Consider the following 26201-nt stretch of genomic DNA (forward strand, 5'->3'; position numbering starts at 1 on the left):
ACGTCTTAATCATTGTCACTATGCTTTGATGGAATTACGTATATGAAGAGACAATTCAAGAAGTTTATTCTAGATCAACTGGCCGTATTAGCCCCCGAGTTCAAGGCCAGATTGATATACAAAAGGGCATTTGGCAAACCGCTGAATTTACAGTCGCCCTCAACCTGGAATGAAAAAATAAATCATCTTAAGTTGAATGACTACAGTAATAACGCATTGGTGACTCAATGTGCAGATAAATATGCGGTGAGAGAGTACATCAAAGAAAAGGGATGTGAAGAGATTCTAAATGAGTTGTATTTCTCCTGTGATTCAGTGCAGGAAATACCCTGGGAAACGCTGCCTGATAAGTTTGTCATTAAGGGAAACCACGGTTCAGGGTATAATTTAATTTGCCAAAACAAACAATCGTTGAACATTAAAAACGCCTCTCATCTGATCGATGGATGGATGAAAGACGATTACTGGAAAACCTATGTAGAACTCAACTACAAAGGGATACAAAAAAAGATCATTGGGGAAAAGTATATCGAATCGGCCAATGGTCACGGGCCTGAAGACTATAAAATCTATTGTTTCCGCGGTGTGCCTTACTGCACCTTGCTGTGCGTCGGCAGGGATACCGGGACGCCAAAATATTACTTCTTCGACAAAGAGTTCAAGTTCCTTTGCTATAGCGAAGACTGCCTGGCATTGAGCCAGGAGGAGATAGACGCTTTCGTGAAGCCTGAGGGATACGATGAACTGTTTGAGTACGCCACTCGCTTGTCGGCGCCCTTTGAGTTTGTTCGCGTTGATTTCTACATCTCGCAAGGCCACATCATTTTTGGCGAGCTAACCTTTACCCCCTCCGCCGGATTGGATACGGATATTTTGCCGCCGACCGATATTTTGCTTGGCAAGATGCTGACGCTGCAGCAGCACTGATTTTCACCGGACGCTCGCAGGGAAGATCGGGCGGCGCAGTGCCCAGCGCGAGGAGGAATACCGGCCGACATGTTCGCAGCCTGTCGGCCGGTATTGCCCTGAAGGTATCGGGCCAAGGATCTCGCTTGTTCATACCGCCGTTACAGAAAAATCCCGCCACCTATCCCTGATAGCCCGCAACCGACCCAAGCGCAACACCTCAGCCGGACCACATAACCATTTGAAAAATAATGGCATTAGATAATCAATAAGAATCACTTACATATTTATAATAAAATGTTCTATATGTATAGGAAGCTATAATATAAGATACCGGAAAGTTTCCCTGGTGTTGTTGTGTGTCTTTGCCCTATTTTATAGGGCTTTTTTTGCTAAAAATCGTTGATAACCGTGTGTTTCCCCCGCTATTCGCCATTCCCCCCCCCCATAAAAACCATAACCATTTCTAATTAATTGCAATCTCTCTTATTCCTGACTTACCAATAATAACAATGAGTTGCTATTAACCCGGCAAAGCAACTGGCGGCCCTCTTCCGGATTTTGGCCGCCATTCGCGGCCGAAATATCCGCCCTAAAGGTAGGTTTTTGCCGGGCGCGAACGGATGCTACTATCGGCCTTTTTCCGAAGGTGTTAACCCGCATGTTTTTGTCCAACCGGCATTTTATCTCTGCGCTTCTGGCGCTCGCCATCGGCCTTTGGCTGCCGGGTTCCGTGCTGGCCAGGCCCGATTTGGAACGCAAGATCGGCGCTACCGTAGCCGATAGCGATTCTGCGGATTACCGCTTCAGCGACCTGCGCTTCACCTCCGCCGATGGCCGACGGCATTACCGCGTTCGCATCGCCCAACCGCATCGGGCGCCTGAGCCGGGCGGCTATCCAACGGTTTATTTCCTCGACGGCAACGCGGTGCTGATGGAGCTGAACGCCGCCTTACTGGCCAAATTGGCGGCGGCGAAGCGGCCGCCGGTGCTGGTCATGATCGGCTATGACAACGATCTGCGCATCGATGCCGCCGGCCGCGCCTACGACTATACGCTCCCTCTGCCGGCAGGCATGAAGACACCGCCGCGGGCCGGCGGGGGCGCGGATGCGTTCCTGCAATTGATTGAAACTCGGATCAAACCGGCGATCGCCGCCAGACTGGCGGTCGATCCGCAGCGACAGACGCTGTGGGGGCACTCCTACGGCGGGCTCTTCGTTCTGCACACGTTGTTTACCCATCCTGCCGCCTTTCAGCGCTATATCGCCGTGGAACCCTCGCTGTGGTGGGGCAACGGCATGATCCTGCAAGAAGCGCAGCGGATGACGGAACGGCGCGCGGCGCCGGCGGTAAGGCTGCAACTGTGGGTTGGCCTGGCGGAACGCGATCGCGCGGCCCCGCCCGGTGTAAAGAGCCCCGCTCTGCCGGCGGACGCGACGCATTTGCTGGCCGAACAGCTCGACGGTTTCACCGTCGGCTATCGGGAATGGCCCGCCTTAGGGCACGGCGCCATGCTGGGCGCGACCATCGAGCCGGCGCTGGGCAGCGTCATCGCAGAAGACTGAATTCGCAGCTCAGAAGGCATCGGCCACATTTTCATCTGCGGCGCATATCTTCTGATAAGAAGAGTGTTTAATATCTGAGACAGAGAACGGTGGCCGCGGGCGGGCGCGTCAAAAAACAAAGTGGCTCCCCCGTCGGCAAGTGAGCTTGCTCTATCCGGTGGAGCCATACAGTACTGCAGTTTTCCCGGTGGGGCCCTGGTGAGGCGCAAGTAGGAAAAGATGGTGTAAGCAGGGCATTTCAGCGTTTTAATACCGCCTGTTTCACTATTTTCTTCTCCCTGTGGCGCCTATCATAAGCGCCCGCTCACCAGGCGGAAAAGGGTGAAAACCACCCTTGAAATACATTAACGAAAGTGATATTAGAAGCGGTTGGGGCGAAAGCGCCTAGTTCAGTTTTGAATAATTAAATCAGGGAATTATATTAAAAATGAATATTAATATCACCGACAAACCCAACCCGCAGGATGAAGAGTTCGTTATCGACAGCCTTTGGGCGCACAATCACAAAACCCAGCCCGTAGACATTCACCCGCTGTTCCTGACCGTTACCGACGACAACCAGCAGATCGTCGGCGGCCTGGTCGCGCGCACCTGGTGGGGCGGCCTGGAAGTGCAGTATCTGTGGGTTGGCGATCAATGCCGCAAAAGCGGGTATGGCCGCCAATTGATGGAGTTGGCCGAAGAAGAAGCCCGCAAGCGCGGTTGCCATATGGCCTATGTCGATACCTTCGATTTCCAGGCCAGAGGCTTCTACGAAAAATTGGGCTACCGGGTCTACGGCGAGCTGGGCGACTATGCGCATCGCCACACCCGCCATTATCTGGCTAAAAGCCTGTAACGCGGCCTGAGCGGCACAGAGGTGGGTATGGGTTCATCACATAAAAATAATGAATCTTATTTTAAGGGCCTCATCACCATGATGGAGCACCTGAGCGAACCCTGGGGCATCAAAGACCACCTGTCCCGCCACCTCTATATGAACCGCGCCGCTTATCTCTATACCAATACGCCGCTGAATTTCGACGTCGCCGGCAAATATGACCACGAGTTCCCCGCCGACTGGGCCGACTCCGCCGCCGACTTTATCGAGCATGACAAGATGACCGAAGCGGCGCGCGATCGGGTCACGGTCATAGAAACGCACTACTGGTACGGCAAAGACAGCCTGACGCCGTTTATCAGCGAAAAGCTGCCGGTGTACAACGATGACAAACAGGTGATTGGCGTGATCTGGAACGCCAAGCCGATGAACAGCCTGTCGCCGCTGAAGTATATCAATCAGCAAAAACCCAGCGTGTTGACCACCGAAGTCAATAACGAGCTGTTCACCCGTGCCGAACTCGATGTTATTTTCCTTATGCTGCAAAGATTTACGGTGAAAGAGATCGCCAAAATCTATAATGTCAGCAATAAGACCATCGAAAACCGCATTTATAACATTTACCAGAAGGCCAACGTGCATACTCAGCAGCAATTTGAGGAATACTGCAAATACGCCAATCTGGATAACTACATTCCCGATCGCCTGATAACCAAAGGCATTCAATTTATTTGAACCGCAAGGAAGATCTCACCGTGATAAAGATCGAAGATTATCCGCTCACCCGGGTGCCGCAGGATAAACGAGTTTCGTTTTTAAGCGTGGCCATCGTGCATATGGGCATGCTGACCGCGCTGGACCAGTTCATGCTCGGCGCCGTACTCGGCAATTCCATGACGCTGATTGACGCCTTCACCGCCATCTTCGTCGGCAGCCTGATCTTCGGCGTGGTGACCTACGGCCTGGGGCTGGCGGGCATGCGCGAAGGCATTTCCGGCAGCCTGCTGGCGCGCTGGTGCGGCTTCGGCCGTCTGGGCTCGGTGCTGATCGGCGTGGTGGTTGCCGTCAGCCTGCTGGGTTGGTTCGGCATTCAGAACGCCATTTTCGCCAAGTCGCTCGACTTCGCGCTCGGCAATAAGCTGGGCTTCGGCCTGGCCGCCGGGCTCTCGGGCACGCTATTGACCATCCTGGTGGCATTCGGCTTCAAGGCGCTGCGCATCGCCGCCCGTATCGCGGTGCCGATGTTCATCATGCTGGTGGCCTATATTTCGGTGACCGCGCTTTCCGGCCATAACCTGCAGGAGATCATCCAGCTGGCACCGCCGGGTGAACCGCTGACCATCAGCGCCGGCATCACCATCGTCGTCGGTGGCGCCATCGTGGCCAGCCTGATGACCCCCGATCTGACCCGTTACTCCAAAAACGGCAAGCACGTGCTCGGCGTCACGCTCTTCACCATTATCGCCGGCGAGTTCGTGGTGAACGGCCTGGCGATCCTGATCGCCAAAACCCTGGGCACCGCGGATGTGGTCACCATCATGTCGCAAGCGGCCGGCGGCGCCGGTTTGCTGGTGGTGGTGTTCTCCACCCTGCGCGTCAACGATCTCAACCTGTACTCTTCTTCGCTGGGCATCGTCAATGCTGTGGAAGGCATCACCGGCAAGAAGCTGAAGTACACCTACACTACGCTGGTGATCGGTATTCTGGGCACCACGCTGTCGGTGCTGGGCATTCTTGACCGTTTTGTCGACTTCCTGACGGTGCTTGGCGTGGTCTTCCCGCCGATTATCGGCATCATGCTGGTGGACTATTATCTGCTGCGCAGCCATCGCAAGATCCTGGATGAGAGCCGCCGGACCGGCCAGTTGCCGAACGAAACGCCAACTATCGGCTGTGCGGCGATCGTCGCCAGCATCGCCGGCGGCGCCGTTGGCCTGGCGACCGAATGGGGCGTACCGACCATCAATTCCCTGGTCGCTGCCAGCCTGCTGTATTGGCTGCTTAAACTGGTCTTCAGCCGGGCGCAAAAACCGCTGGCATCACAGAAATCGCTCTGATTTTCGTGAACGCGGTAATGCACTCCTCCGGTAACGGGGGAGTGTTAAACGCTCGAAAAGGGGATTCAATGCAAAAGAATGAGCCGATCGCGCAGATAAACGGCCGTGGTGGTTAGGGTCCCTGGTGTCGGTAGCAAGCTATCCATTATGCTCAGAGTGTGGCAACGCCCCCTCTGAGCTTTTTATTATAAAAACTGTCGGCTTCCGTGTTTTGATCGTAAAGAGAAACTTCAGCTTGCATGAACAGTAGCCCATGAAATCGGCTTTGGTCAACATAAAAGTAAACATAAAACCGGCTTTTGTGTTCACTTTTCCATAAGAGAAACCTAATCAATTGATTTGCACGGCTTTATCTTTCGCGCAGAGGAAGCAGACCGCCTCCGCTGATATCATTGCGCTAAACGGCTGACGGAAAACAATAATTACTACTAATAATCAGTTCGTTACCTGCTCGCCTGCGCCTTTTTATCTGGACAACGCCAATGCGTAAGTTATAGTGAAGCCTGCGTAATGTTTGTAAGGACAGCCAATGAAAACCACCAACGCACAGCGCAAAATCAACATCATTAAAAATATTGAATATCTGATGCGTACCCGCGGTGAAACCAAGGCTTCCTTTTCCAATCGCAGCGGCCTGACGCGCACGACTCTCTACAAAATTCTTGACGGAAGAGTGAACAACGTTCAGCAATCCACCGTGAATCGGATCTCCGATTTCTTCGGTGTCTCCTGTGAAGAGATCGAAGATTACGATCTGGAAAAGCTGGAGCTGCTTAACGAAACGCTGTCCACCGAAGGCAACAAGAACCCTTCCGCCATTCCGGTGATCCCGCAGTCGCGCTACCTGGCCGTCTCGCAGCGCAAGATCGGGCAACTGGTCACTGAGTTCCCTTTGACTTATTTCTTCGGCGATGAGTCGAACATGTTGGCAATGAAAATAGAGACCGAAATTAAAGGGTCATTTATTCCCGGCGAAGTCATCATCATCAAACGCCCGCCGGTACTGATTTGCGATTCGCCTTTGCTGTATCACTCGGGAAAAAGCGGCTTCTTTGTGGTTGACGACAAAGACAGCGAAAGCATGGACAAACGCCCTCAGGACACCGTGCAATTCCTGGGTTACATCGTTGGAGAAAGGCTATAAATGGAACCGAATCAGAAGTTCAAGCTGTTGGGCTTCACCCGGCATGGCACCATCGCGGCCAATGTCATGGTATTGGCCACCGGCAAAACCATCACCATGGGGCTGAATGAGCTGGCCGACAGCGAAATATCAGAAGATTTAAGCCGGCATGAGCTGCAGGCGCTGTACCGTAAACTCTATGGTGACAACCAACAAAAAACCGCCTATGAGCTCAGCGATCGCCATGAACGATCCTGGTACGCCTACCTGATTATTACCGTGGCGCTCAGCGTGATTTATATTTTCTCAACGCTGTGCGGCGTCAAGCCGATCCAAATCCCGGTGCTGAATCTCATCACGCCGCCGGCGATCTTCATTTACCCGCTCACGTTCATTCTGGTGGATATCCTCAACGAATTCTATGGCTTACGGCTGGCCAGGCGCACCATCATCATCTCGTTTATCGCCAATCTGACCTTCGTCCTGGGCGTTTGGGTAACGACGCTGGTGCCGAGCATTCCGCAGTGGGAGTACAGCGAGACCTACAACGGCATCGTGCACAGCATCATGGCGGTGCTGGTGGCCTCGTCGGCGGCCTATCTGATCTCCGAAAACGTCAACTCCTACCTGCTCTGCAAAATCAAAGAGTTGACCAATTCCCGCTACCTGTTTGTGCGCGTGATCACCAGCACCGTAGTGGCTTCGGCCATCGACAGCGTGGTGTTCTGCACGCTGGCGTTCTACAACGTGCTGAGCTGGGACATCATCAAAACCATGATCCTGTCGCAGTTCCTGATCAAGGTGGTTTACGCCCTGCTGGGCGTCGGGCCGATCTACGCCACCCGCAGTCTGTTTAATCGCTACATCAATACCGAACAAGCAAAGGGCAATGAATATGCATATCCAAAAGCAAGATAAAATCACCCATCTTGGCGCGAACTCCGATTATCCGGATCAATATGCTCCCGCATTGCTCGAAGCCTTGCCGCGTGCCCGCGGCCGCGATCTGATCGGCGTGGACGAGCGGCAACTGCCGTTCAGCGGCTTTGATCTGTGGACCGCCTTCGAGCTGTCGTGGCTCAACGCCAAGGGCAAGCCGGTGGTGGGCATCGGCGAATTTACCTTCCCGCATTCCTCGTCGAACCTGATCGAATCCAAATCGTTCAAGCTGTATCTCAACAGCTTCAACCAAACGCGCTTCGACAGCGTGGAACAGGTGAGCGCCGCTATGCAGAAGGATCTGTCGCAGGCGGCCAATGGCCAGGTCACCGTCAAGCTCTATCCGGGTCTGGAAGGTTATCCGGCGCAGATCGATCGTCTGCCGGGCATCAACATCGACGATCTGGATATCGCGGTCGATGACTTCGCCTTCAAACCGGAATACCTGAGCGGCGCGGCCGATCAAGGGGAGCACGTAGCGGAGACGCTGTCTTCCAATCTGCTGAAATCCAACTGCCTGGTCACCAACCAGCCGGACTGGGGCAGCGTGGTGATCCGCTATGAAGGCCGCCAAATCGATCGCGAAAGCCTGCTGCGCTACCTGATCTCCTTCCGCCAGCACAACGAATTCCACGAGCAGTGCGTCGAGCGCATTTTCAACGACATCAAGCAGAGCTGCCGCCCGGAAAAACTCAGCGTGTTCGCGCGTTACACCCGCCGCGGCGGCCTGGACATCAACCCCTTCCGCAGCGATTTCGAAACGGCGCCGACGCTCGGCCGCCTGATCAGACAGTAAGCCTCATCCCCAATGCTCCCGCCAGGGAGCATTGTTTCTCTCGCTTTCATCTCCCTGTTATTTTTCGCCATTATCGTCGTCAGCGGCTATCTTCAAAGCACACTGACGGAGATTAACGACGCATGCCTGACCTTTCTCGCAGAGACATCCTGCGGGCTGCCGCCATCGGATCGGCGTTCTCGCTGTTGCCCGCCTCGATTCGCAAAGCGCTAGCCATTCCCGCCAATAACCGCACCGGCACCCTGCGCGACGTCGAACACGTGGTGATCCTGATGCAGGAGAACCGCTCTTTCGATCACTACTTCGGCACCTTGCCGGGCGTGCGCGGCTTCAGCGATCGATTTACCATTCCACTGCCCGGCGATCGCCTGGTCTGGCAGCAACAGGGCGCCGAACGGCTGGTGCTGCCCTACCATCTGGACAGCAAACGCGGCAACGCCCAGCGCGTCACCGGCACGCCGCACTCGTGGGTGGATGAGCAAGCCGCCTGGGATCACGGCCGCATGAGCGCCTGGCCCACCTACAAAACGCCGGCCTCGATGGGCTACTACCGCCAGCAGGAGCTGCCGTTCCAGTTTGCGCTGGCCAACGCCTTCACCCTGTGCGATGCCTATCACTGCTCCATCCACGCCGGCACCAACACCAACCGGCTGTTCCACTGGACCGGCACCAACGGCCCGTCCGCCGCCGACGTGGCGGTGGTGGTCAACGAATGGGACAGCCCCGGCCCGGCGGACAGCGGCTACCAGTGGACAACCTATCCGGAACGGCTGGAGGCAAGCGGCGTCAGCTGGAAGGTGTATCAATTCCTGCCGGACAACTTTACCGACAACCCGCTGGCGGGTTTTCGCCAATACCGCGCCGCCAGCATTCAAGTGGGCAACCCGGCGTGGCCACCGAAAGACTTCAACGCTTTCGTGCCTTATAGCGATGCGCTCAACGAGGCCGCACCGCTGTACAAAGGCAACGGCAACACTCTGCCGGCCGCCGACGGCAACGATCTGGACGCCATGCTGGCCGGATTCCGCGCCGACGTGCAGCAGGGCAAACTGCCGCAGGTCAGTTGGATCATCGCGCCGGCGGCCTATTCGGAACACCCCGATCCCTCCAGCCCGGTACAGGGCGGCTGGTTCACCCAAGAGATCCTCAACGCGCTGACCGACAACCCGGAGGTGTGGAGTAAAACCGTTCTGCTGGTCAACTACGACGAAAACGACGGCTTTTTTGACCATATGCCTTCGCCTTCCGCGCCGTCGCTGCGCGAAGACGGCAGCTTCGCCGGTAAATCGACGGTGCCGTTCGACACCGAGATCTTCCAGCACGTGGCGCCACCCGGCTCGCAGGATCAACCGCCGCCGGATGGCCGCATCTACGGCCCCGGCCCGCGGGTGCCGATGCTGGTGCTGTCGCCCTGGAGCCGCGGCGGCTGGGTCAATTCGCAGGTTTTCGATCACACCTCGGTGCTGCAATTTTTGGAAAAGCGCTTTCAGGTGCATGAACCCAACATCAGCGCCTGGCGCCGCGCGGTGTGCGGCGATCTCACTTCGGCGTTCAACTTTGTCGATCCTAACGGCGAAGCGCTGCCGAGCCTGCCCGCCACCAGCCGCCACGCCGCCGACGGCCTGCGCCAGCGTCAGGAACAGCTGCCGCAAGTACCGCTGCCATCGCCCGCCCACCAGCGTTTACCCCATCAACGCCGCCTGGCGCGCCCTTCCCGCGCGTTGCCCTACCAGCTGCACGTCGAGGCCAGCGTCGCGGTCGAGCAACGCCGCGTGACGCTGAACCTGTTCAATACCGGCGAGCAGGGAGCGGTGTTTCACGTCTACGACCGGCGCGATCTGGCGCAGATCCCGCGCCGTTTTACCGTCGAGGCGGGCAAGGCGGTCAGCGACGACTGGCAAACGGAGAATGAGTACCATCTGTGGCTGCTTGGCCCCAACGGCTTTCATCGTGAGTTGCGCGGCGCCCTGAGCCGGCCGCAGCCGGAGGTGCGTTTGCGCCCGACGGGCCGCAACCTGCTGCTGCAGTTGAATAACCCGGCCCCCGAAGCGATAACGGTCACCCTCGAACGCTGCCCTTACACGCAGCAAGGCCCGTGGCCTATCACGCTGCCTGCGGGCGGCAGCCATCAGCAAGCGTTTGACGCCCGCGCCAGCGGCGGTTGGTACGATATTACGCTGCAAAGCGCCGGGGGCTGGCTGCGCCGCCTGGCGGGGCGGCTGGAAGATGGCGAACACAGCGTCAGCGACCCGCTGATGGGCCATGAGTAACTATCGGCATCGAGGGAGTTCAAAAATCGAAAGGATATCGCTTATCATTGCGCTCTCGTTCTTCGCCGATTACCCAAGGATCTTCATGCCCGCTGTTCTTATCGCCAAAGCCGGCCGCTGGTTGGCCGCCTGCGTTTTACTGTTGGCCGGCGCCGCTCAAGCCGCGCCGATCGTCGTCACCGATGTCGCCGGCCGCCAGGTCACCCTGCCGCAACCGGCCAAACGCGTTATCCTGGCCGATGCCCGCGCGCTGCTGGCGCTGAATATTCTGCATCCGCAGGAGCCGCTGAAAAACATCATCGCCTGGGACAACTCGCTGAAGGTCAAAGCGCCGGATCTGGTTGAAGCCTACGCGAAAAAATTCCCACAGGTCATGCAGATCCCCACCTTCGACAACCCCTACACCAGTGATTTCAGCGTAGAAAGCGCGGTGGTGCGTCAACCGGATCTGATCATTTTCGACATTGGCCTGCTGAGCAAATTGAAAGACAGCGGCGTGCTGACCCAGTTGGAAAAAGTCGGCATCCCGGTGCTGATCATCGATTTTCGCCAACAGCCGCTGACCAACACCGTCGCCAGCATGGCGCTGTTGGGTAAAGTATTTGACGAGCAGCCCAATGCCGATGCTTTCATCCGTCTCTATCAGCAGCGCCTCGAGCTGGTGCGGCAGCGGGTCGCCACGCTGAAACCGGAGCAGCGCCCCAGCGTCTTCATCGAGCGCAGCGCCGGCATCAAAGGCGAACAGTGCTGCAACACCTTCGGCAAAGGCAGCTTCGGGCAGTTCATCGATACCGCCGGCGGCAATAATATCGGCAGCACGCTGTTTTCAGACATGGGCGGTGAAGTGAACGTCGAACAGGTGATCAGCAGCAACCCGGATTTCTATCTGCTGACCGGCGCCGACTGGAGCCGCGGCCATCGCGGCACGCTGGCGGTGCCGCTGGGTTACGCCACCGATATGGCCACCAGCCAAAAGAAACTGGCGCACCTGCTGGATCGCACCGGCATTAACGTGCTGAAAGCGGTGAAAGAAAAACGCGTGATGGCGATTTACCATCAATTTTACGACACGCCGCTCAACTTTATCGCGGTTGAGGCGATCGCCAAGTTCCTGCACCCGGCGCTGTTTAAAGATATTGATCCGCAAGCGGATATCGAAATGGTGCACCGGAAATTCACCGCGCTGGATTACAGCGGCGTCTTCTGGCTTACGCCGCAATAACCCCCGCCAGGGCCCGCCAGCCGGGCCCTGTTTCCCGCATTCATTATTTAGTTACCCGCTTAACTATCCCGTAACAATTCTATTTACTTGCCAATAATTATCATTAAGATTGTCTTTTCTAAAAAAACACATCCGGGTCTGAAACTCTTAAGGCATTATTATGTCACCTCTTTTTCGGCTTTCTCTGCTGACGGCTTCCATCGCCGTCGCATTCCCTGTCCTTGCTACTGATAACTCATCTCAGAACGATACCGACACCGTGACCGTCGTCGGCAACTGGCTGGACAACCCCGATACCAGTTCGGTGCTGCTCAACCATCCGGGCGCGCGTTCCATCGTCACCCAGCAGCAAATGCACGAACAGGGCGACCAAACCATCGCCGATAGCCTGCGCGGCGTACCCGGCGTGCAAGTGCGCGACAGCAACGGCACCGGCGGCAGTGACATCTCGCTTAACGTCGGCGTGCGCGGCCTGACTTCGCGTCTTTCTCCACGCTCCACCATTCTGATGGACGGCGTCCCGCTGGCGGTCGCGCCTTACGGCCAGCCGCAGCTGTCGATGGCCCCGCTGTCTATCGGTAATCTGCAATCGGTGGACGTGGTGCGCGGCGGCGGCGCGGTGCGCTACGGGCCGCAGAACGTCGGCGGCGTGATCAACTTCGTTACCCGTGACATTCCCAAAACGTTTGGCGGCACCGCCAGCGTACAAACCCAGGGCGCCAGCCACGGCGGCCTGAAGACCCTGACCAGCGCCTCCATGGGCGGCACCGCAGACAACGGCCTCGGCGCCGAACTGCTCTACTCCGGGCTGCACGGCCAAGGTTACCGCGACAACAACGACAACAGCGACATCGACGATTTCATGCTGAAAACGCGTTATGCGTTCACCGATCGTGACGAGCTGTTGGCCAATTTCCACTACTACGACGCCAAAGCCGGCATGCCGGGCGGGCTGAGCACCGCGCAATACGCGCAAAACCCGTTCCAATCCACGCGGCCGTGGGACCAGTTCGAAGGCCGCCGCAAGGATATGTCGTTCAAGTACAAACATCAGGAAGACGACAAACAGTTCGAAGTGTTGACCTACTTCACCGACAGCTACCGCGGCAGCAACATCGAATCGGAAGGCACAGGCAAAAACGCGGGCCAGCGGCGCATGGTCTCCTATCCGCGCCACTATTCAACCTGGGCTATCGAACCAAGTTATTCGCAGGTCTTCCGTTTCTGGGATATGGCGCACGAGATCACCCTCGGTTACCGCTACCTGAATGAAACCATGGATGAAAAGGCGTCGCGTTCGGCCTGGTATAACCCGGCGAATATCGGCTCGACGCCGGAGACCCCGGATTATTACCAGCACACCTCCGGCGGCACCGCGGCCAACGCGTTCTATATCGACGACACCATTAACGTCGGCAACTGGACGGTCACGCCGGGCCTGCGTTATGAAAGCATCCGCACCCACGTGGACGATTCGTTCAACAATATCAGCCGCAAGAAAAGCTACAGCGAGCCGCTGCCGTCATTGAACGTGATGTACCACCTGTCCGACGCCTGGAAACTGTTCGCCAACGCCAACACTTCGTTCGGCAGCATGCAGTATTTCCAACTGACCAAAGGCGGCAACGGCAACCAGCCGGCGCCGGGGCTAACGGCGGAAAAAGCGCACACCTATGAATTCGGCACTCGCTACGACGACACCGTAGTCAAGGCCGAGGCCACGCTGTTCTACATCGACTTCGATAACCAGCTGCAGTACATCAGCAATGACGTGGGCTGGACCAACATGGGTGCCACCAAGCACAAAGGCATCGAGCTGGCACTCAGCTACGATCTCAGCGAGCTGAATCGCGCGCTCGACGGCGCCAGCGTCTACACCAGCTATACCTACACCAAGGCCAGCACCGACAAGGGCGACTTCGCCGGTAAAGATCTGCCGTTCTACTCGCGCCAGGTCTATACCGTCGGTACACGTTACGCCACCGGCAACTGGGTATGGAATCTGGACGGTTATGCGCAGTCGAAACAGCATTCGCCGGGCACCGGGCCGGAGTACATCACGCAGGAAAGCGCCGATGGCCAGTTCGGCAATATCGCCGGTTACATGGTGTGGAATATGCGCGGGGAATATAACTTCGGGCCGCAGCTGTCGAACCTGACGCTGGGTGCCGGGGTGAAAAACCTGTTCGATCAGCGCTACTTCACCCGCTCCAACGACAACAACTTCGGCAAGTACGTCGGCGAACCGCGCACCTTCTTCGTGCAGGGGTCAATCGCCTTCTAATGCCGGGGCCCGGCAGGGCCCCGGTATCACCGACAGTAAAGGCGAAACAGGCGCGCCAGGTGCGCGCCCATCGGCGTCAGGGTGGTGTCCTTGCGTTGGATAAGATAAAACGTCGCTTTCGGCAGACGCTCTTCCAGCTCGAGCGGCACCAAATGCTTGCCCAAAATCGGATCAGAAATCACGTCCACCGAAAGAATGCTGACAAAATCGCTCTGCGCCACCAGGCTGGTACAGGCCATAAAGGTCTCGCAGGTCACGCTGATCGACGGCGCCATGCCCAAGTCCCCAAACAGATCGTGCAATAGCCGATAGTAACTGCCTTTCGGCGTCGGCATGGTCCAGTCGCAGTGCTGCAGCTGTTTCAGCGAGGTCGCCCCCTCCATCGGATGCCCTTTGCGCACCACTACCCGATACTCTTTTTCCATCAGCCGTTCATACTGCAGCTCGTTGTCGAGGCTGCTGGGGTAATAGGTATTGACGGTAAAATCCAGCTCGCCCTGGCGCAGTTCTGGGATCATCGACACCAGTTGCCCCTCGACGATGCGCACCTTCACGTTGGGATACTCACGGTGAAACTGGGTGATCACTTGCGGCATCACGGTGCGCGCAATGCTGCCGCCAACGCCGATATTCACCGTGCCGCCCGCCAACCCCAGCCGCTGCTGAATGTCTTCCTGCGCCACCCGCAGCTCTTCGAGGATCAGGCTGGCATGCTGGAAAAAGTTATCGCCGCAGTCGGTCAATACCACCCCCTGACTGCGGCGAATAAACAGCTTGGCGCCCAGCACCTCTTCCAGTTCCTGAATGGCCTTGGTCAGCGCAGGCTGGGAAAGGCGAGAGGTGCGGCTGGCGGCGCGGATGCTGCCCTGGCGGCTAACGTCCACAAATGCACGTAATTGGTGCAATTTTATCGAGGCTGGCATAGGCGAAAGGCGATAACCGTTGTTTATCAATAGCAAGATATTGGCATCTTATTTAGCCAGATTCCATTGTGTACATTCGGAAAAAACATAATAAATAACCAAATTCTTATTTCGCTTAATTAAGCGCATTTTCTGCGCCAATAAGCGCCATTCACGGCAGTTAGTAACCAAACGCACCTTTTTCTTTGCAATAGCTTCACCGTCTGATTTCAGTTCAGAGCATAACTGCTGCCTGGAGCGATCCAGCGCGCGATAACTTATGAGATATCACTATGACTAATTCGCTTTCGATGTTGGTGGCTGATTTGTACCCGCAATTGCAGGCCTGGCGCCGCGACTTCCACCGCTATGCCGAATCCGGCTGGTTTGAGTTCCGCACCGCCACCCTGGTGGCGGAAGAACTCGATCGGCTGGGCTATCGCCTGCAGCTGGGCCGCGAGGTCATCAAGGCAGAGGCGCGCATGGGGCTGCCCTCGCCCGCCGAGCTGGAAGCGCAGGAACAGCGCGCCCGCAATCAGGGGGCGTTGGAAAAATGGTTGCCGCATTTTTCCGGCGGCTTCGCCGGCATCGTCGCAACGCTCGATACCGGCCGCCCCGGCCCGACTATCGCTTACCGCGTGGATATGGACGCCCTCGATCTCAACGAATTGCTGGAACCCGAACACCTGCCGTTCCGTGAAGGGTTCGCCTCTTGCAACAGCGGCATGATGCATGCATGCGGTCATGACGGCCATACCACCATCGGCCTGGGGCTGGCGCACGTGTTCAAAAGCCTGGAGTCCCAGCTTCGCGGCACCGTCAAACTGATCTTCCAGCCGGCGGAAGAAGGCACACGCGGCGCAAAATCGATGGTGGAGGCCGGCGTGGTGGACGACGTCGATTTCTTCACCGCGGTGCATATCGGCACCGGCGTGCCGGCCGGTGAGCTGGTGTGCGGCAGCGACAGCTTTATGGCCACCAGCAAGCTGGACGTCACCTTTCGCGGCGTCGCCTCGCACGCCGGCGCCAAGCCGGAAGACGGCCGCAACGCGCTGCTGGCAGCGGCGCAGGCTGCGCTGGGGCTTTACGCCATCCCGCGCCACAGCGAAGGCAGCTCGCGCATCAATGTCGGCGTGCTGCAGGCCGGCACCGGCCGTAACGTGATCGCCGATCGGGCGTTTATGAAGGTGGAGACGCGCGGCGCCACCAATGAGATCAACGCGTTTGTCTATCAACAGGCGCTGAACGCCATCGAAGGCGCCGCCAAAATGCACGGCGTCGCCTGCGATATCGCGCTGATGGGCGCGGCGCAGAGCAGCAAACCGACCCAACCGTGGGTGGATTACATCCGCCGCCAGGCGCAGCAGATAACCGAGCTGACCTCGGTGGTCGATCGCCGCGAACAGGCCGCCGGCTCAGAAGACGCCACCTACATGATGGAACGGGTGAAATCGCACGGCGGCCAGGCCTCATACGTCATTTTCGGCACCGAGCTGAGCGCCGGGCACCATAACGAGAAATTCGACTTCAACGAGCAGGTGATGGCGGTGGCGGTGAAAACGCTGGCGTCGCTGGCGCTGAACCTGCCGACATTCGGGAGCGGAGCATGAGCAACTCAGAACCGCAGGCCTTTATCGACGACTACATTGACCAACGCCAGTCCCGCTTCAGCGCGCTGAGCGACGCGATTTGGGACCACCCGGAAACGCGCTTTAACGAGACCTATTCCGCCACGTTGCTGGCCGATGCGCTGGAACAGGAAGACTTCTCGGTCGAACGCGGCGTGGGCGACATTGAGACGGCGTTTATCGCCAGCTACGGCAGCGGCCACCCGGTTATCGCGCTGCTGGGTGAGTACGACGCGCTGGCCGGGCTGAGCCAGCAGGCCGGTTGCGCCACGCCGCAGCCGCTGGTGGAAAACGGCAACGGCCATGGCTGCGGCCACAACCTGCTGGGCACCGCCGCGCTGGCGGGCGCCTTCGCCGCCAAGGCGTGGATGCAGCAGAACCGGCTGAGCGGCACCCTGCGCTTCTACGGCTGCCCCGGCGAAGAAGGCGGTTCCGGCAAGACCTTTATGGTGCGCGAAGGCCTGTTCGATGACGTCGACGCCGCACTCACCTGGCACCCCGAAGGCTTCAGCGGCATGTTCAATACCAGCACGCTGGCCAACATCCAGGCGGCGTTTCACTTCAAGGGCGTCGCCGCCCATGCCGCCAACTCGCCGCACCTGGGGCGCAGCGCGCTGGACGCGGTGACGCTGATGAATACCGGCGCCAACTTCCTGCGCGAACATATCGTGCAGGAAGCGCGGCTGCACTACGCGGTCACCAACACCGGCGGCAGCTCCCCCAACGTGGTGCAGGCCGATGCCGAGGTGTTGTACCTGATCCGCGCGCCGCAGCTCGATCAGGCGCAGGACATTTACCAGCGGGTGATCAACATCGCCAAGGGCGCAGCGCTGATGACTGACACCCAGATGGAGGTGCGCTTCGACAAGGCCTGCTCCAACTATGTGCCGAACCGCAGCCTGGAACGCGCGATGTATCAAAACCTGTGCGATTTCGGTCTGCCCGAGTACAGCGATGCCGAGCGCCGCTTCGCCGAGGAGATCCGTCAGACCCTGAGCCGAGACGACCTGCGCAACGCCAAACTCAATATTGCCCGCACCGGCGGCGCGGCCGGGCGCGAGTGGGTGCAGCAGTTGGGAGATAAGGTGCTGATGGACGAGGTCGCGCCTTATGTGGAATCCGACGACCTGCTGTACGGCTCTACCGACGTTGGCGACGTGAGCTGGGTGGCGCCGACCGCCCAATGCTTCAGTCCTTGTTTCGCACTCGGCACTCCGCTGCACACCTGGCAACTGGTGGCGCAGGGCCGTACCGCTATCGCCCATAAGGGCATGTGCCTGGCCGGCAAGGTGATGGCGGCGACCGCCATCGATCTGCTGAGCGACAGCGCCCTGCTGGCGCGCTGCCGCAGCGAGTTCGAGCGCCAGCGCGCCGAACAGCCGTACCGCTGCCCAATCCCGCAGGGGGTGCAACCATCGCCATTGGAATAGCATGAACAGACAGGGCCCGGACAACCGGGCCACTAAGTATAATTATAAATAAATCAAATAATAACAATCACACAACAGAGCAAACACAGAGGGTAAAATCATGAGTGAGGCCACAACGCCAATCAATAAAAGCCCCGGACGCGTTTTTTACTGGGTGGAACGCATCGGCAATAAGATCCCCAATCCGTTTTTACTGTTCGTCTATTTGATCCTGGTGCTTATGCTGGCCACCGCGCTGTTTTCCTGGCTCGATGTGGCGGTGAAAAATCCGGCCACCGGCGAGCTCATCAAGGTGAATAACCTGATGAGCGTGGCGGGCATGCAGTGGATATTTCCCAATATCATCCATAACTTCAGCAGCTTTGCGCCGCTGGGGGCTATTTTGGCGCTGGTGATAGGCGCCGGCCTGGCGGAAAAGGTCGGCCTGCTGCAGGCGCTGATGTACAAAATGGCCTCGCGCGTCAGCGCCCGCTACGCCAGCTATATGGTGCTGTTTATCGCCTTCTTCAGCCATATATCGTCGGACGCTGCGCTGGTGGTGATGCCGCCGCTCGGCGCGCTGATGTTTATCGCAGTGGGCCGCCACCCGATAGCCGGGCTGCTGGCGGCGATCGCCGGCGTCGCCTCCGGCTTTACCGCCAACCTGTTGATCGTCACCACCGACGTATTGCTTTCCGGCATCAGCACCGAAGCCACCAAAGCGGTGGACGGCGCGGTTCACGTCAGCGTGATCGACAACTGGTACTTTATGGCCACCTCCGTGATCGTGCTGACCATCGCCGGCGCGCTGCTCACCGACAAGTTTATCGAGCCCCGTCTGCCGAAGTGGCAAGGCGGCGCCGAAGACAAAATCGCAGCGCTGACCCCGCTGCAGAACCGGGGGCTGATGATGAGCGGCATCGCCGCGCTGGTGTTTATCGCCATCATCGCCGCTCTGGTGGTGCCGGAGGCCGCGCCGCTGCGTGACCCGAACACCGGTTCGGTGATCCCTTCCCCGTTCATCAAGGGTATTGTGCCGATCATCATCCTGTTCTTCTTCACCGTCGCCATTACCTATGGCGTCGTCACCAAACAGATCCGGCGGCCGGACGATATTCCCCACCACTTGCTCGATCCGATGAAAAGCATGGCGGGTTTCATCGTGATGGTGTTTCCACTGTCGCAGTTCGTGGCGTTCTTTAACTGGAGCAACATGGGCAAGTTTATGGCCGTCGGCCTGACCGATATGCTGGAAGCCGCCGGCATGAGCGGCGCACCGGCATTTCTCGGCCTGATGTTCCTCTCCGCCTTCCTGTGCATGTTCATTGCCAGCGGCTCGGCGATCTGGTCAATTTTGGCGCCGATCTTCGTGCCGATGTTTATGCTGCTCGGTTTCCACCCGGCGTTCGCCCAGATGATCTTCCGCATCGCCGACTCTGCGGTGCTGCCGCTGGCGCCGATGTCGCCGTTCCTGCCGCTGTTCCTCGGCTTCCTGCAGCGCTACCGCAAAGACGCGCAGCTCGGCACCTATTACGTGCTGATCCTGCCCTATCCTTTGGTGTTCTTCAGCGTGTGGATTTTGCTGCTGCTGGTCTGGTATGCGCTAGGCTTGCCAATCGGTCCCGGCGTCTATCCGAAGCTGGGCTAAACGCCCCGCTATCTCGCCCCGCGCCGGTTCGCGGGGCAGATCCCCTTCTCCCCAAGCCCAGCAGAAAGATTGATCTTCCTCACTGACCAAGCGGCTCTGAGGATTATTTCATTGCCTTGCTAAACCGGTTCTTCTATTTTAGCTCACCATCTGACAACGACAAAAACAGGGATTAAGCATGATGAATCGCGTATGGGTACTGGGCGACGCCGTGATCGACCTGGTGCCGGAAAATGCCAACGGTTATCTCAAATGCCCCGGCGGCGCGCCGGCGAACGTGGCGGTGGGTATCGCCCGCTTGGGCGGCGACAGCGCCTTTATCGGCCGGGTGGGGCAAGACAGCTTCGGCGCCTTTCTGCAGCAGGTGCTGAGCGATGAAGGGGTGGATATCGGCCATATGCGGCCGGATCCCGAACACCACACCTCCACGGTGGTGGTGGATCTCGATCTTCAGGGTGAGCGCTCATTCACGTTTATGGTGCAGCCCAGCGCCGATCTGTTTTTACAGCCCGACGATCTGCCGGCTTTCCAGCGGGGCGAATGGCTGCACCTCTGCTCCATCGCGCTGTCGCAGGAGCCCAGCCGCAGCGCGGCCTTTACGGCGATGGAACGCATGCGGGCAGTCGGCGGCCGGGTCAGTTTCGATCCCAACATCCGCGAAGAGGTCTGGCGCCAACCGGAAGCGCTGCGCCCCTGCCTGCAAAAGGCGCTGCTGCTGGCGGACGTGGTGAAACTGTCGCGCGAAGAGCTGGCTTTCATCAGCCATCTTGACGATCTGGAGAACGCCATGCGCTGGATGATGCAAACCTATCCGCTGCGCCTGCTGCTGGTGACGCTGGGCGGCGACGGCGTCTGCGTACACGACGGGCATCGTCTGCGCCATTTCCGCGCGCCGCCTGTCGTGCCGGTCGATACCACCGGCGCCGGCGACGCCTTCGTCGCCGGGCTGTTAGCGGCGCTGGCGCGCCTTCACGCATTGCCGCAGGAAGCGCAATGGCCGGCGGTTATCGCTCAGGCTCAGGCCTGCGGCGCGCTGGCCACCACCGCCAAGGGCGCCATGACCGCCCTGCCCCGCGCCGACGAGTTGGCTGCTTTCCTGCGTTGATCCCCTGCATCCACGGCGCCCCCCTGAGCGCCGTGGTCTTTTAACCCGCGATTTGCGTACTCGATCACAATAGCTGAATCGGGTTAGCAAACTTGATTGCCAGTCCGCTTCTCGATCGCTATCTTTCGCCATGAAAAACCGGTTTAGCAATTTAGCAAAAAATAATAACAACCCTTCCCGGATGATAGACGATGATGAAAAAACTCAGCTATTTGGCGATAACAACAGGGCTTTTCCTCTCCACGTCTGCCGCAGCGACCTCGGGCGGCGACAGTATCGAGGCGCGTCTCAACGCGCTGGAACAACGCCTGGCGCAGGCGGAACGGCGCGCCGCTCAGGCTGAAACCCGCGCCACGGCGGCGGAACGCCGGGCGCAACAGCTGGAACAGCGCACCGCCAGCACCGAAAGGCAAACCGCGCAGGTCGCGCAGCGCGCCGCCACGCTGGAAACGCAATCCTCTCCGACCAGCGCGCTGAAACTGAACGGTTTCAACGATCTGAAACTGTATGGCGACGTGGAGTTCAACCTGGACGGCGCCAGCCGCAGCGGCCAGCTGACGTCGTTGAAAGGCAGCGACCACAAGGACTGGAAACCCGGCAACAAAGAGCGCTGGGACATCAACGGCCGCATTCTGGTCGGGCTGGACGGCTACCGCCGCAATCCGGACGGTAACTTCTCCGGCTTCAGCGTCCAGCCGCTGGCGGACATGAGCGGCAAAATGAACCTGGACGACGCCGCTTTCTTCTTCGGCAATGAAAAGAACTGGCAAACCAAAATCGGCCGCTTCGAAGCCTACGACATGTTCCCGCTGAATCAGGACACCTTCATTCAATACTCCGGCAATACCGCCAACGACCTGTACGCCGACGGCTTCGGCTATATCTACATGATGAAAGAAGGCCGCGGCCGTAGCAGCAGCGGCGGCAACCTGATGCTGAGCAAATACGCCGGGGATGTCTATTTCGAACTGAACACGCTGGTGGAAGACGGCACCTCGCTGTTCCAGGACAACAGCTACCACGGCAATGCGCTGGAAAATAAGAAAAACGTCGCCTATTTGCGCCCGGTGATCGCCTGGAAGAAAGACGCCTTCAGCATCGCGGCGGCGATGGAAAGCAACGTGGTGAATAACGCCTACGGCTATCAGGACAGCCAGGGACGCTTCGTCGATCAATCCAAGCGCAACGGCTACGGCATGACCATGAGCTGGAACACCAACGCGGCCGATCCGGATAACGGCGTGGTGGCCAACCTGAGCGCCGCCTACCTGGATGCCACCGGCGAGCAAGACTTGACCGCCGGCGTCAACGTGCTGTGGCGACGCTTCGAACTGGGTTATATCTATGCGCACAACAATATCAAAGAGTTCAATACCGCCGGGATCGCCGCCGATATCCACAACCCGCTCAGCGAACCGGGCAACTACGACATCCACACCGTTCATGCGTCGTATCAGATACCTAACATTATGAATATGAAGAATTTCAACCTGTATTTAGGCGCCTATGTCTCGCTGCTGGAAGCCAACGCCGACAGCAAGATAGCCAACGGCGACAACGACCAGCGTTACGGCATGCGCGCCAGATTCAAGTATTTCTTCTGACATCGATTCACGGCGCTGCGCCGCAAACTGCGCAGCGGCATTTTTATTTAGCAAGGGGACAACATGGACATTACCGCAACCGCCAACGCGCTGTTGCCGCTGCTCGGCGGTAAAGAGAACATCGCCAGCGCCGCCCACTGCGCCACGCGCCTGCGCCTGGTGCTGGTGGACGACAGCAAGGTGGACAAAGAGGCCATCGGCAAACTGGACGGCGTTAAAGGCTGCTTCAGCAACGCCGGCCAGATCCAGGTGATCTTCGGCACCGGGCTGGTCAACAAGGTGCATGCGGAATTCATCAAGGCGGCGGGCGTCAGCGAATCCAGCAAGGCCGAAGCCGCCGATATCGCGGCGAAAAAGCTCAACCCGCTGCAGCGCATCGCCCGCCTGCTGTCGAACATCTTCGTGCCTATCATCCCGGCGATCGTCGCTTCCGGCCTGTTGATGGGGCTGCTCGGCATGGTGAAAACCTACGGCTGGGCCGATGCCAACAGCGCGTTGTTCATCATGTTGGATATGTTCAGCTCGGCGGCGTTCATTATTCTGCCGATTCTGATCGGCTTCACCGCCGCACGCGAATTCGGCGGCAATCCCTATCTGGGCGCCACGCTCGGCGGCATTTTGACGCATCCGGCGCTGACCAATGCCTGGGGCGTCGCCGGAGGGTTCCACACCATGAACTTCTTCGGTCTGGACATCGCCATGATCGGCTACCAGGGCACGGTATTCCCGGTGCTGCTGACGGTGTGGTTCATGAGCCTGTTGGAAAAACGGCTGCGCAAGGTGATCCCCAACGCGCTCGATCTGATCCTGACGCCGTTCCTGACGGTGGTGATCTCAGGCTTTGTCGCCCTGCTGTTTATCGGCCCCGCCGGCCGCGCGCTGGGCGATGGCATCTCCTTCGTGCTCAGCACGCTGATTGCTCATGCGGGGTGGCTAGCCGGGCTGCTGTTCGGCGGCCTCTATTCCGCTATCGTCATCACCGGCATCCACCACAGTTTCCACGCGGTAGAAGCCGGGCTGCTCGGCAACCCCAATATCGGCGTCAACTTCCTGCTGCCGATCTGGTCGATGGCCAACATCGCTCAAGGCGGCGCCTGCCTGGCGGTCTATTTCAAAACCCGCGACGCCAAAATCAAAGCCATTGCGGTGCCTTCGGCCTTTTCCGCCATGCTCGGCATCACCGAGGCGGCGCTGTTTGGCATCAACCTGCGCTTCGTGAAACCGTTTCTGGCGGCGCTGGCGGGCGGCGCGCTCGGCGGCGCCTGGGTGGTGGCCAACCATGTCGGCATGAACGCGGTCGGGCTGACGGCGATCCCCGGCATGGCGATCGTGCAGGCCAGTTCGCTGGTCAGCTATATCATCGGCCTGGCAATCGCGTTTGGCAGCGCCTTTGTCCTCTCCCTACTGCTGAAATACAACACGGACGCGCAATGATGGAAGAACTCAGCTTAATCAAACAGGCACTGCGGGCGGTCATGAACGGCCAGCCGCTCGCGCTGCGCGATCCGCACCGACCGGACTGGCATCTGGCGCCCAGCGTTGGCCTGCTGAACGATCCCAACGGCTTTATCCAGCACAACGGCGTTTATCATCTGTTTTATCAGTGGAATCCGCTGGGTTGCGATCATCGCAACAAATGCTGGGGACACTGGCAGTCGGCTGATTTGCTGCGTTGGGAGCACCAGCCAATCGCCCTGGCGCCCGGCGCCTGTTACGACAGCCACGGCTGTTACTCCGGCTCGGCGGTGGTGGCGGAAGGCAAAATCACGCTGATCTACACCGGCAACGTAAAATTCCCAGACGGCTCACGCACCGCTTACCAATGCCTGGCTCAGGAAAGCGAACGGGGCGAATATCGCAAACTCGGGCCGGTGCTGCCGCTGCCGGAGGGCTACAGCGGTCACGTACGCGATCCGAAAGTGTGGCGTCATCAAAATGGCTGGTACATGGTGCTCGGCGTGCGTGACCTGCAGGATCGCGGCAAGGTGCTGCTGTTTCGTTCCAGCGATCTGCGCGACTGGCAAGCGCTGGGAGAGATCGCCGGTTCCGGCCTGAACGGCTTAGAGGAATTCGGCTACATGTGGGAGTGCCCGGACCTGTTCTCGTTGGACGGCGACGAGGTGTTGATCTGCTGTCCGCAGGGGCTGACGCCGCAGCCGGAACGCTATCTCAACCGTTATCAGGCCGGTTATCTGCTCGGCAAGCTGGATTACCGGCAGGCGGCCTTCAGCCACGGCGAATTCCGCGAGCTGGACGCCGGCTTCGAGTTCTACGCGCCGCAGACGACGTTGGCGGAAGATGGCCGCCGCCTGCTGTTCGGCTGGATGGGCGTGCCCGAGCAAGATGAAGAAGCCCATCCGACGCGCCGTTACGGCTGGATCCACACCATGACCTGCCCGCGCGAACTGTCGCTGCGGCATGGCCGCCTCCACCAGCGCCCGGCGCGCGAGCTGCAACAGCTGCGCGGTGAGCGAGCAGGCTGGCAAGGCCGCGCCGATAACGCCCCCGCCTATGCGCTGGGGGCCGCGGAGCTGCAATTGACGCCGCAGGGCCCGTTCAACGCAACCTTTGGCGACGCGATGACGCTGAACTGGGACGGCGAAAGGCTGCGGCTGACGCGCGCTTCCCTGACCGACGGCCGGCCGGAGCACCGTTACTGGCGCGGCCCGGTCACGCATCTGCAACTGCTGTTCGATCGTTCCAGCGTGGAGATTTTCATCAACCACGGCGAGGCGGTGATGAGCGCACGCTACTTCCCGGCGGGTGAGCCGCAACTGCGGCTGTGCGGGAGCGCGCCGCTGGCGTTGGAATACTGGCCGCTGGCGCCATGCATGCTAGAATGACGCATCCTCCGATGACTTCAGATGGCGTCAGTGAAAAAAAATAAACGCATTACCATCAGTGACATCGCCACGCTGGCCGGGGTGTCGAAATCGACCGCCAGCCTGGTGCTGAACGGCCGCAGCAAGGAATACCGGGTGTCCGACGACACCCGCGATCGCATTCTGGCGCTGGCGCACGAACACCATTATCAGCCCAGCATCCACGCCCGCTCTTTGCGCTCCAACCGCAGCCACACGCTGGGGTTGGTAGTGCCGGAGATGACCAACTACGGTTTTGCGGTGATTTCGCGCGAGCTGGAAACGCTGTGCCGCGAAGCCGGCCTGCAGCTGTTGATCGCCTGCACCGATGAAAACCCGGCGCAGGAGATGATGGCGGTGAACAGTCTGGTGCAGCGGCAGGTGGACGGCTTGATTGTCGCCTCCAGCCAGCTAAACGACGCGGAATACCAGAAGATCAATGTCGGACTGCCGGTGGTGCAGATGGACCGTCTGATCGCCGGTTCCGAACTGCCGCTGGTGATCACCGATTCGGTCAACTCGACCGCCGACCTGGTGGAAACGGTCGCGCGCCAACATCCGGATGAGATCTATTTTCTCGGCGGGCAGCCGCGCATTTCGCCGACCCGCGATCGCCTGGCCGGCTTCCAGCTTGGCCTGGAGCGGGCCGGCGTAACGTGCAAACCGGAATGGATCATCAACGGCAACTATCACCCCAGCTCAGGTTACGAGATGTTCGCTCAGCTTTGCGCACAGCTGGGGCGGCCGCCCAAAGCGCTGTTTACCGCCGCCTGCGGCCTGTTGGAAGGGGTGTTGCGTTATCTGACTCAGCATCAGCTGATGGAGAGCGACATCCACCTGTGCAGCTTCGACGATCACTACCTGTTCGACTGCATGACGCTGAAGATCGATACGGTCGCACAGGACTGCCGGGCGCTGGCGCAACATAGCTTCGACCAAGTCACCGCACTGATCGACGAGCGGCCGCTGGAACAGAACGCGCTTTATCTGCCGGGCCGTATCCGCTGGCGCCATGCCGGTTCCCGGGCTTTGTTGGCCGAAGAGTGATCTCTCTGAATCA

20 protein-coding genes are annotated in these 26201 nt (G+C 58.9%); 19 read left to right on the plus strand and 1 reads right to left on the minus strand.

Annotation, left to right across the window (positions count from 1 at the left end; genetic code table 11):
* Positions 1–42: 42 nt before the first annotated feature.
* From ACJ8OK_RS18385 to ACJ8OK_RS18435, 11 genes are all read left to right on the plus strand, one after another.
* Positions 43–927: an ATP-grasp fold amidoligase family protein gene (locus ACJ8OK_RS18385; protein ID WP_033632084.1), complete on the plus strand. Its 885-nt coding sequence runs from the start codon at positions 43–45 to the stop codon at positions 925–927.
* Between the two features lie 640 nt (positions 928–1567).
* Positions 1568–2473, plus strand: a complete 906-nt coding sequence (locus ACJ8OK_RS18390; protein ID WP_442530797.1) for an alpha/beta hydrolase — start codon at positions 1568–1570, stop codon at positions 2471–2473.
* 427 nt (positions 2474–2900) lie between these two features.
* Positions 2901–3311 carry a GNAT family N-acetyltransferase gene (locus ACJ8OK_RS18395; RefSeq protein ID WP_004937348.1) on the plus strand — a complete coding sequence of 137 codons (411 nt, stop codon included), beginning with the start codon at positions 2901–2903 and terminating at the stop codon, positions 3309–3311.
* A 27-nt stretch (positions 3312–3338) separates the two neighbouring features.
* Positions 3339–4028 carry a helix-turn-helix transcriptional regulator gene (locus ACJ8OK_RS18400; protein ID WP_004937346.1) on the plus strand — a complete coding sequence of 230 codons (690 nt, stop codon included), beginning with the start codon at positions 3339–3341 and terminating at the stop codon, positions 4026–4028.
* 20 nt (positions 4029–4048) lie between these two features.
* Positions 4049–5350, plus strand: a complete 1302-nt coding sequence (locus ACJ8OK_RS18405; RefSeq protein ID WP_033633580.1) for a cytosine permease — start codon at positions 4049–4051, stop codon at positions 5348–5350.
* A gap of 529 nt (positions 5351–5879) precedes the next feature.
* Positions 5880–6494, plus strand: a complete 615-nt coding sequence (locus ACJ8OK_RS18410) for a helix-turn-helix domain-containing protein (RefSeq protein WP_004937341.1) — start codon at positions 5880–5882, stop codon at positions 6492–6494.
* On the plus strand, positions 6495–7391 hold the full coding sequence (locus tag ACJ8OK_RS18415) for a queuosine precursor transporter (RefSeq protein WP_004937338.1): 897 nt from the start codon (positions 6495–6497) through the stop codon (positions 7389–7391).
* Complete coding sequence (gene queF, locus ACJ8OK_RS18420) at positions 7369–8208, plus strand: NADPH-dependent 7-cyano-7-deazaguanine reductase QueF (protein ID WP_033633579.1); 840 nt, start codon at positions 7369–7371, stop codon at positions 8206–8208. The genes ACJ8OK_RS18415 and queF overlap by 23 nt, the downstream gene beginning before the upstream one ends.
* Positions 8209–8330: 122 nt before the next feature.
* Positions 8331–10478, plus strand: a complete 2148-nt coding sequence (locus ACJ8OK_RS18425) for a phosphocholine-specific phospholipase C (RefSeq protein WP_033632082.1) — start codon at positions 8331–8333, stop codon at positions 10476–10478.
* A gap of 85 nt (positions 10479–10563) precedes the next feature.
* Complete coding sequence (locus ACJ8OK_RS18430) at positions 10564–11700, plus strand: ABC transporter substrate-binding protein (protein ID WP_033632081.1); 1137 nt, start codon at positions 10564–10566, stop codon at positions 11698–11700.
* A gap of 160 nt (positions 11701–11860) precedes the next feature.
* On the plus strand, positions 11861–13984 hold the full coding sequence (locus ACJ8OK_RS18435) for a TonB-dependent receptor family protein (RefSeq protein ID WP_442530800.1): 2124 nt from the start codon (positions 11861–11863) through the stop codon (positions 13982–13984).
* Between the two features lie 26 nt (positions 13985–14010).
* On the opposite strand, the gene ACJ8OK_RS18440 is transcribed toward ACJ8OK_RS18435, so the two are convergent.
* A complete protein-coding gene (locus ACJ8OK_RS18440) occupies positions 14011–14907 on the minus strand; it encodes a LysR family transcriptional regulator (protein WP_048325731.1) in 897 nt (298 codons plus the stop codon).
* Positions 14908–15179: 272 nt separating this feature from the next.
* Between ACJ8OK_RS18440 and ACJ8OK_RS18445 the strand changes: the two genes are divergently transcribed.
* The 8 genes from ACJ8OK_RS18445 (at position 15180) to ACJ8OK_RS18480 (ending at position 26188) form a co-directional block, all read left to right on the plus strand.
* Positions 15180–16496 (plus strand): M20 family metallo-hydrolase, encoded by a 1317-nt coding sequence (locus tag ACJ8OK_RS18445; protein WP_442530801.1) that lies wholly within the window; start codon positions 15180–15182, stop codon positions 16494–16496.
* Complete coding sequence (locus tag ACJ8OK_RS18450; protein WP_082997323.1) at positions 16493–17944, plus strand: M20 family metallopeptidase; 1452 nt, start codon at positions 16493–16495, stop codon at positions 17942–17944. Before ACJ8OK_RS18445 ends, ACJ8OK_RS18450 begins: the two co-directional genes overlap by 4 nt.
* 100 nt (positions 17945–18044) lie before the next feature.
* Entirely contained in the window at positions 18045–19571 is a 1527-nt protein-coding gene (gene abgT, locus ACJ8OK_RS18455) for a p-aminobenzoyl-glutamate transporter (RefSeq protein WP_004937321.1), read from the plus strand.
* A gap of 178 nt (positions 19572–19749) precedes the next feature.
* Positions 19750–20676, plus strand: coding sequence for an aminoimidazole riboside kinase (locus ACJ8OK_RS18460; RefSeq protein WP_015379064.1), 927 nt, complete (start codon positions 19750–19752; stop codon positions 20674–20676).
* 194 nt (positions 20677–20870) lie between these two features.
* Positions 20871–22280: a carbohydrate porin gene (locus ACJ8OK_RS18465; RefSeq protein WP_031300222.1), complete on the plus strand. Its 1410-nt coding sequence runs from the start codon at positions 20871–20873 to the stop codon at positions 22278–22280.
* Between the two features lie 63 nt (positions 22281–22343).
* A complete protein-coding gene (locus ACJ8OK_RS18470; RefSeq protein ID WP_015379066.1) occupies positions 22344–23714 on the plus strand; it encodes a sucrose-specific PTS transporter subunit IIBC in 1371 nt (456 codons plus the stop codon).
* Positions 23714–25123 carry a sucrose-6-phosphate hydrolase gene (locus ACJ8OK_RS18475; protein WP_033633577.1) on the plus strand — a complete coding sequence of 470 codons (1410 nt, stop codon included), beginning with the start codon at positions 23714–23716 and terminating at the stop codon, positions 25121–25123. The genes ACJ8OK_RS18470 and ACJ8OK_RS18475 overlap by 1 nt, the downstream gene beginning before the upstream one ends.
* 21 nt (positions 25124–25144) lie before the next feature.
* Complete coding sequence (locus ACJ8OK_RS18480) at positions 25145–26188, plus strand: LacI family DNA-binding transcriptional regulator (protein ID WP_033632076.1); 1044 nt, start codon at positions 25145–25147, stop codon at positions 26186–26188.
* The last annotated feature ends 13 nt before the right edge of the window (positions 26189–26201 follow it).

Origin of the sequence: Serratia sp. CY71090 (assembly GCF_052166845.1) — a bacterium.
GTDB classification, from domain to species: domain Bacteria; phylum Pseudomonadota; class Gammaproteobacteria; order Enterobacterales; family Enterobacteriaceae; genus Serratia; species Serratia nematodiphila.

Excerpts from the sequence above, each read along its gene's own strand:
- ACJ8OK_RS18390 (WP_442530797.1), top strand. The coding sequence starts at position 1,568 with ATGTTTTTGTCCAACCGGCATTTTATCTCTGCGCTTCTGGCGCTCGCC.
- ACJ8OK_RS18415 (WP_004937338.1), top strand. The coding sequence starts at position 6,495 with ATGGAACCGAATCAGAAGTTCAAGCTGTTGGGCTTCACCCGGCATGGC.
- queF (WP_033633579.1), top strand. The coding sequence starts at position 7,369 with ATGCATATCCAAAAGCAAGATAAAATCACCCATCTTGGCGCGAACTCC.
- ACJ8OK_RS18445 (WP_442530801.1), top strand. The coding sequence starts at position 15,180 with ATGACTAATTCGCTTTCGATGTTGGTGGCTGATTTGTACCCGCAATTG.
- ACJ8OK_RS18395 (WP_004937348.1), top strand. The coding sequence starts at position 2,901 with ATGAATATTAATATCACCGACAAACCCAACCCGCAGGATGAAGAGTTC.
- ACJ8OK_RS18435 (WP_442530800.1), top strand. The coding sequence starts at position 11,861 with ATGTCACCTCTTTTTCGGCTTTCTCTGCTGACGGCTTCCATCGCCGTC.
- ACJ8OK_RS18410 (WP_004937341.1), top strand. The coding sequence starts at position 5,880 with ATGAAAACCACCAACGCACAGCGCAAAATCAACATCATTAAAAATATT.
- ACJ8OK_RS18475 (WP_033633577.1), top strand. The coding sequence starts at position 23,714 with ATGGAAGAACTCAGCTTAATCAAACAGGCACTGCGGGCGGTCATGAAC.
- ACJ8OK_RS18465 (WP_031300222.1), top strand. The coding sequence starts at position 20,871 with ATGAAAAAACTCAGCTATTTGGCGATAACAACAGGGCTTTTCCTCTCC.
- ACJ8OK_RS18400 (WP_004937346.1), top strand. The coding sequence starts at position 3,339 with ATGGGTTCATCACATAAAAATAATGAATCTTATTTTAAGGGCCTCATC.
- ACJ8OK_RS18440 (WP_048325731.1), bottom strand. The coding sequence starts at position 14,907 with ATGCCAGCCTCGATAAAATTGCACCAATTACGTGCATTTGTGGACGTT.
- ACJ8OK_RS18450 (WP_082997323.1), top strand. The coding sequence starts at position 16,493 with ATGAGCAACTCAGAACCGCAGGCCTTTATCGACGACTACATTGACCAA.
- abgT (WP_004937321.1), top strand. The coding sequence starts at position 18,045 with ATGAGTGAGGCCACAACGCCAATCAATAAAAGCCCCGGACGCGTTTTT.
- ACJ8OK_RS18385 (WP_033632084.1), top strand. The coding sequence starts at position 43 with ATGAAGAGACAATTCAAGAAGTTTATTCTAGATCAACTGGCCGTATTA.
- ACJ8OK_RS18460 (WP_015379064.1), top strand. The coding sequence starts at position 19,750 with ATGATGAATCGCGTATGGGTACTGGGCGACGCCGTGATCGACCTGGTG.
- ACJ8OK_RS18425 (WP_033632082.1), top strand. The coding sequence starts at position 8,331 with ATGCCTGACCTTTCTCGCAGAGACATCCTGCGGGCTGCCGCCATCGGA.
- ACJ8OK_RS18430 (WP_033632081.1), top strand. The coding sequence starts at position 10,564 with ATGCCCGCTGTTCTTATCGCCAAAGCCGGCCGCTGGTTGGCCGCCTGC.
- ACJ8OK_RS18480 (WP_033632076.1), top strand. The coding sequence starts at position 25,145 with ATGGCGTCAGTGAAAAAAAATAAACGCATTACCATCAGTGACATCGCC.
- ACJ8OK_RS18470 (WP_015379066.1), top strand. The coding sequence starts at position 22,344 with ATGGACATTACCGCAACCGCCAACGCGCTGTTGCCGCTGCTCGGCGGT.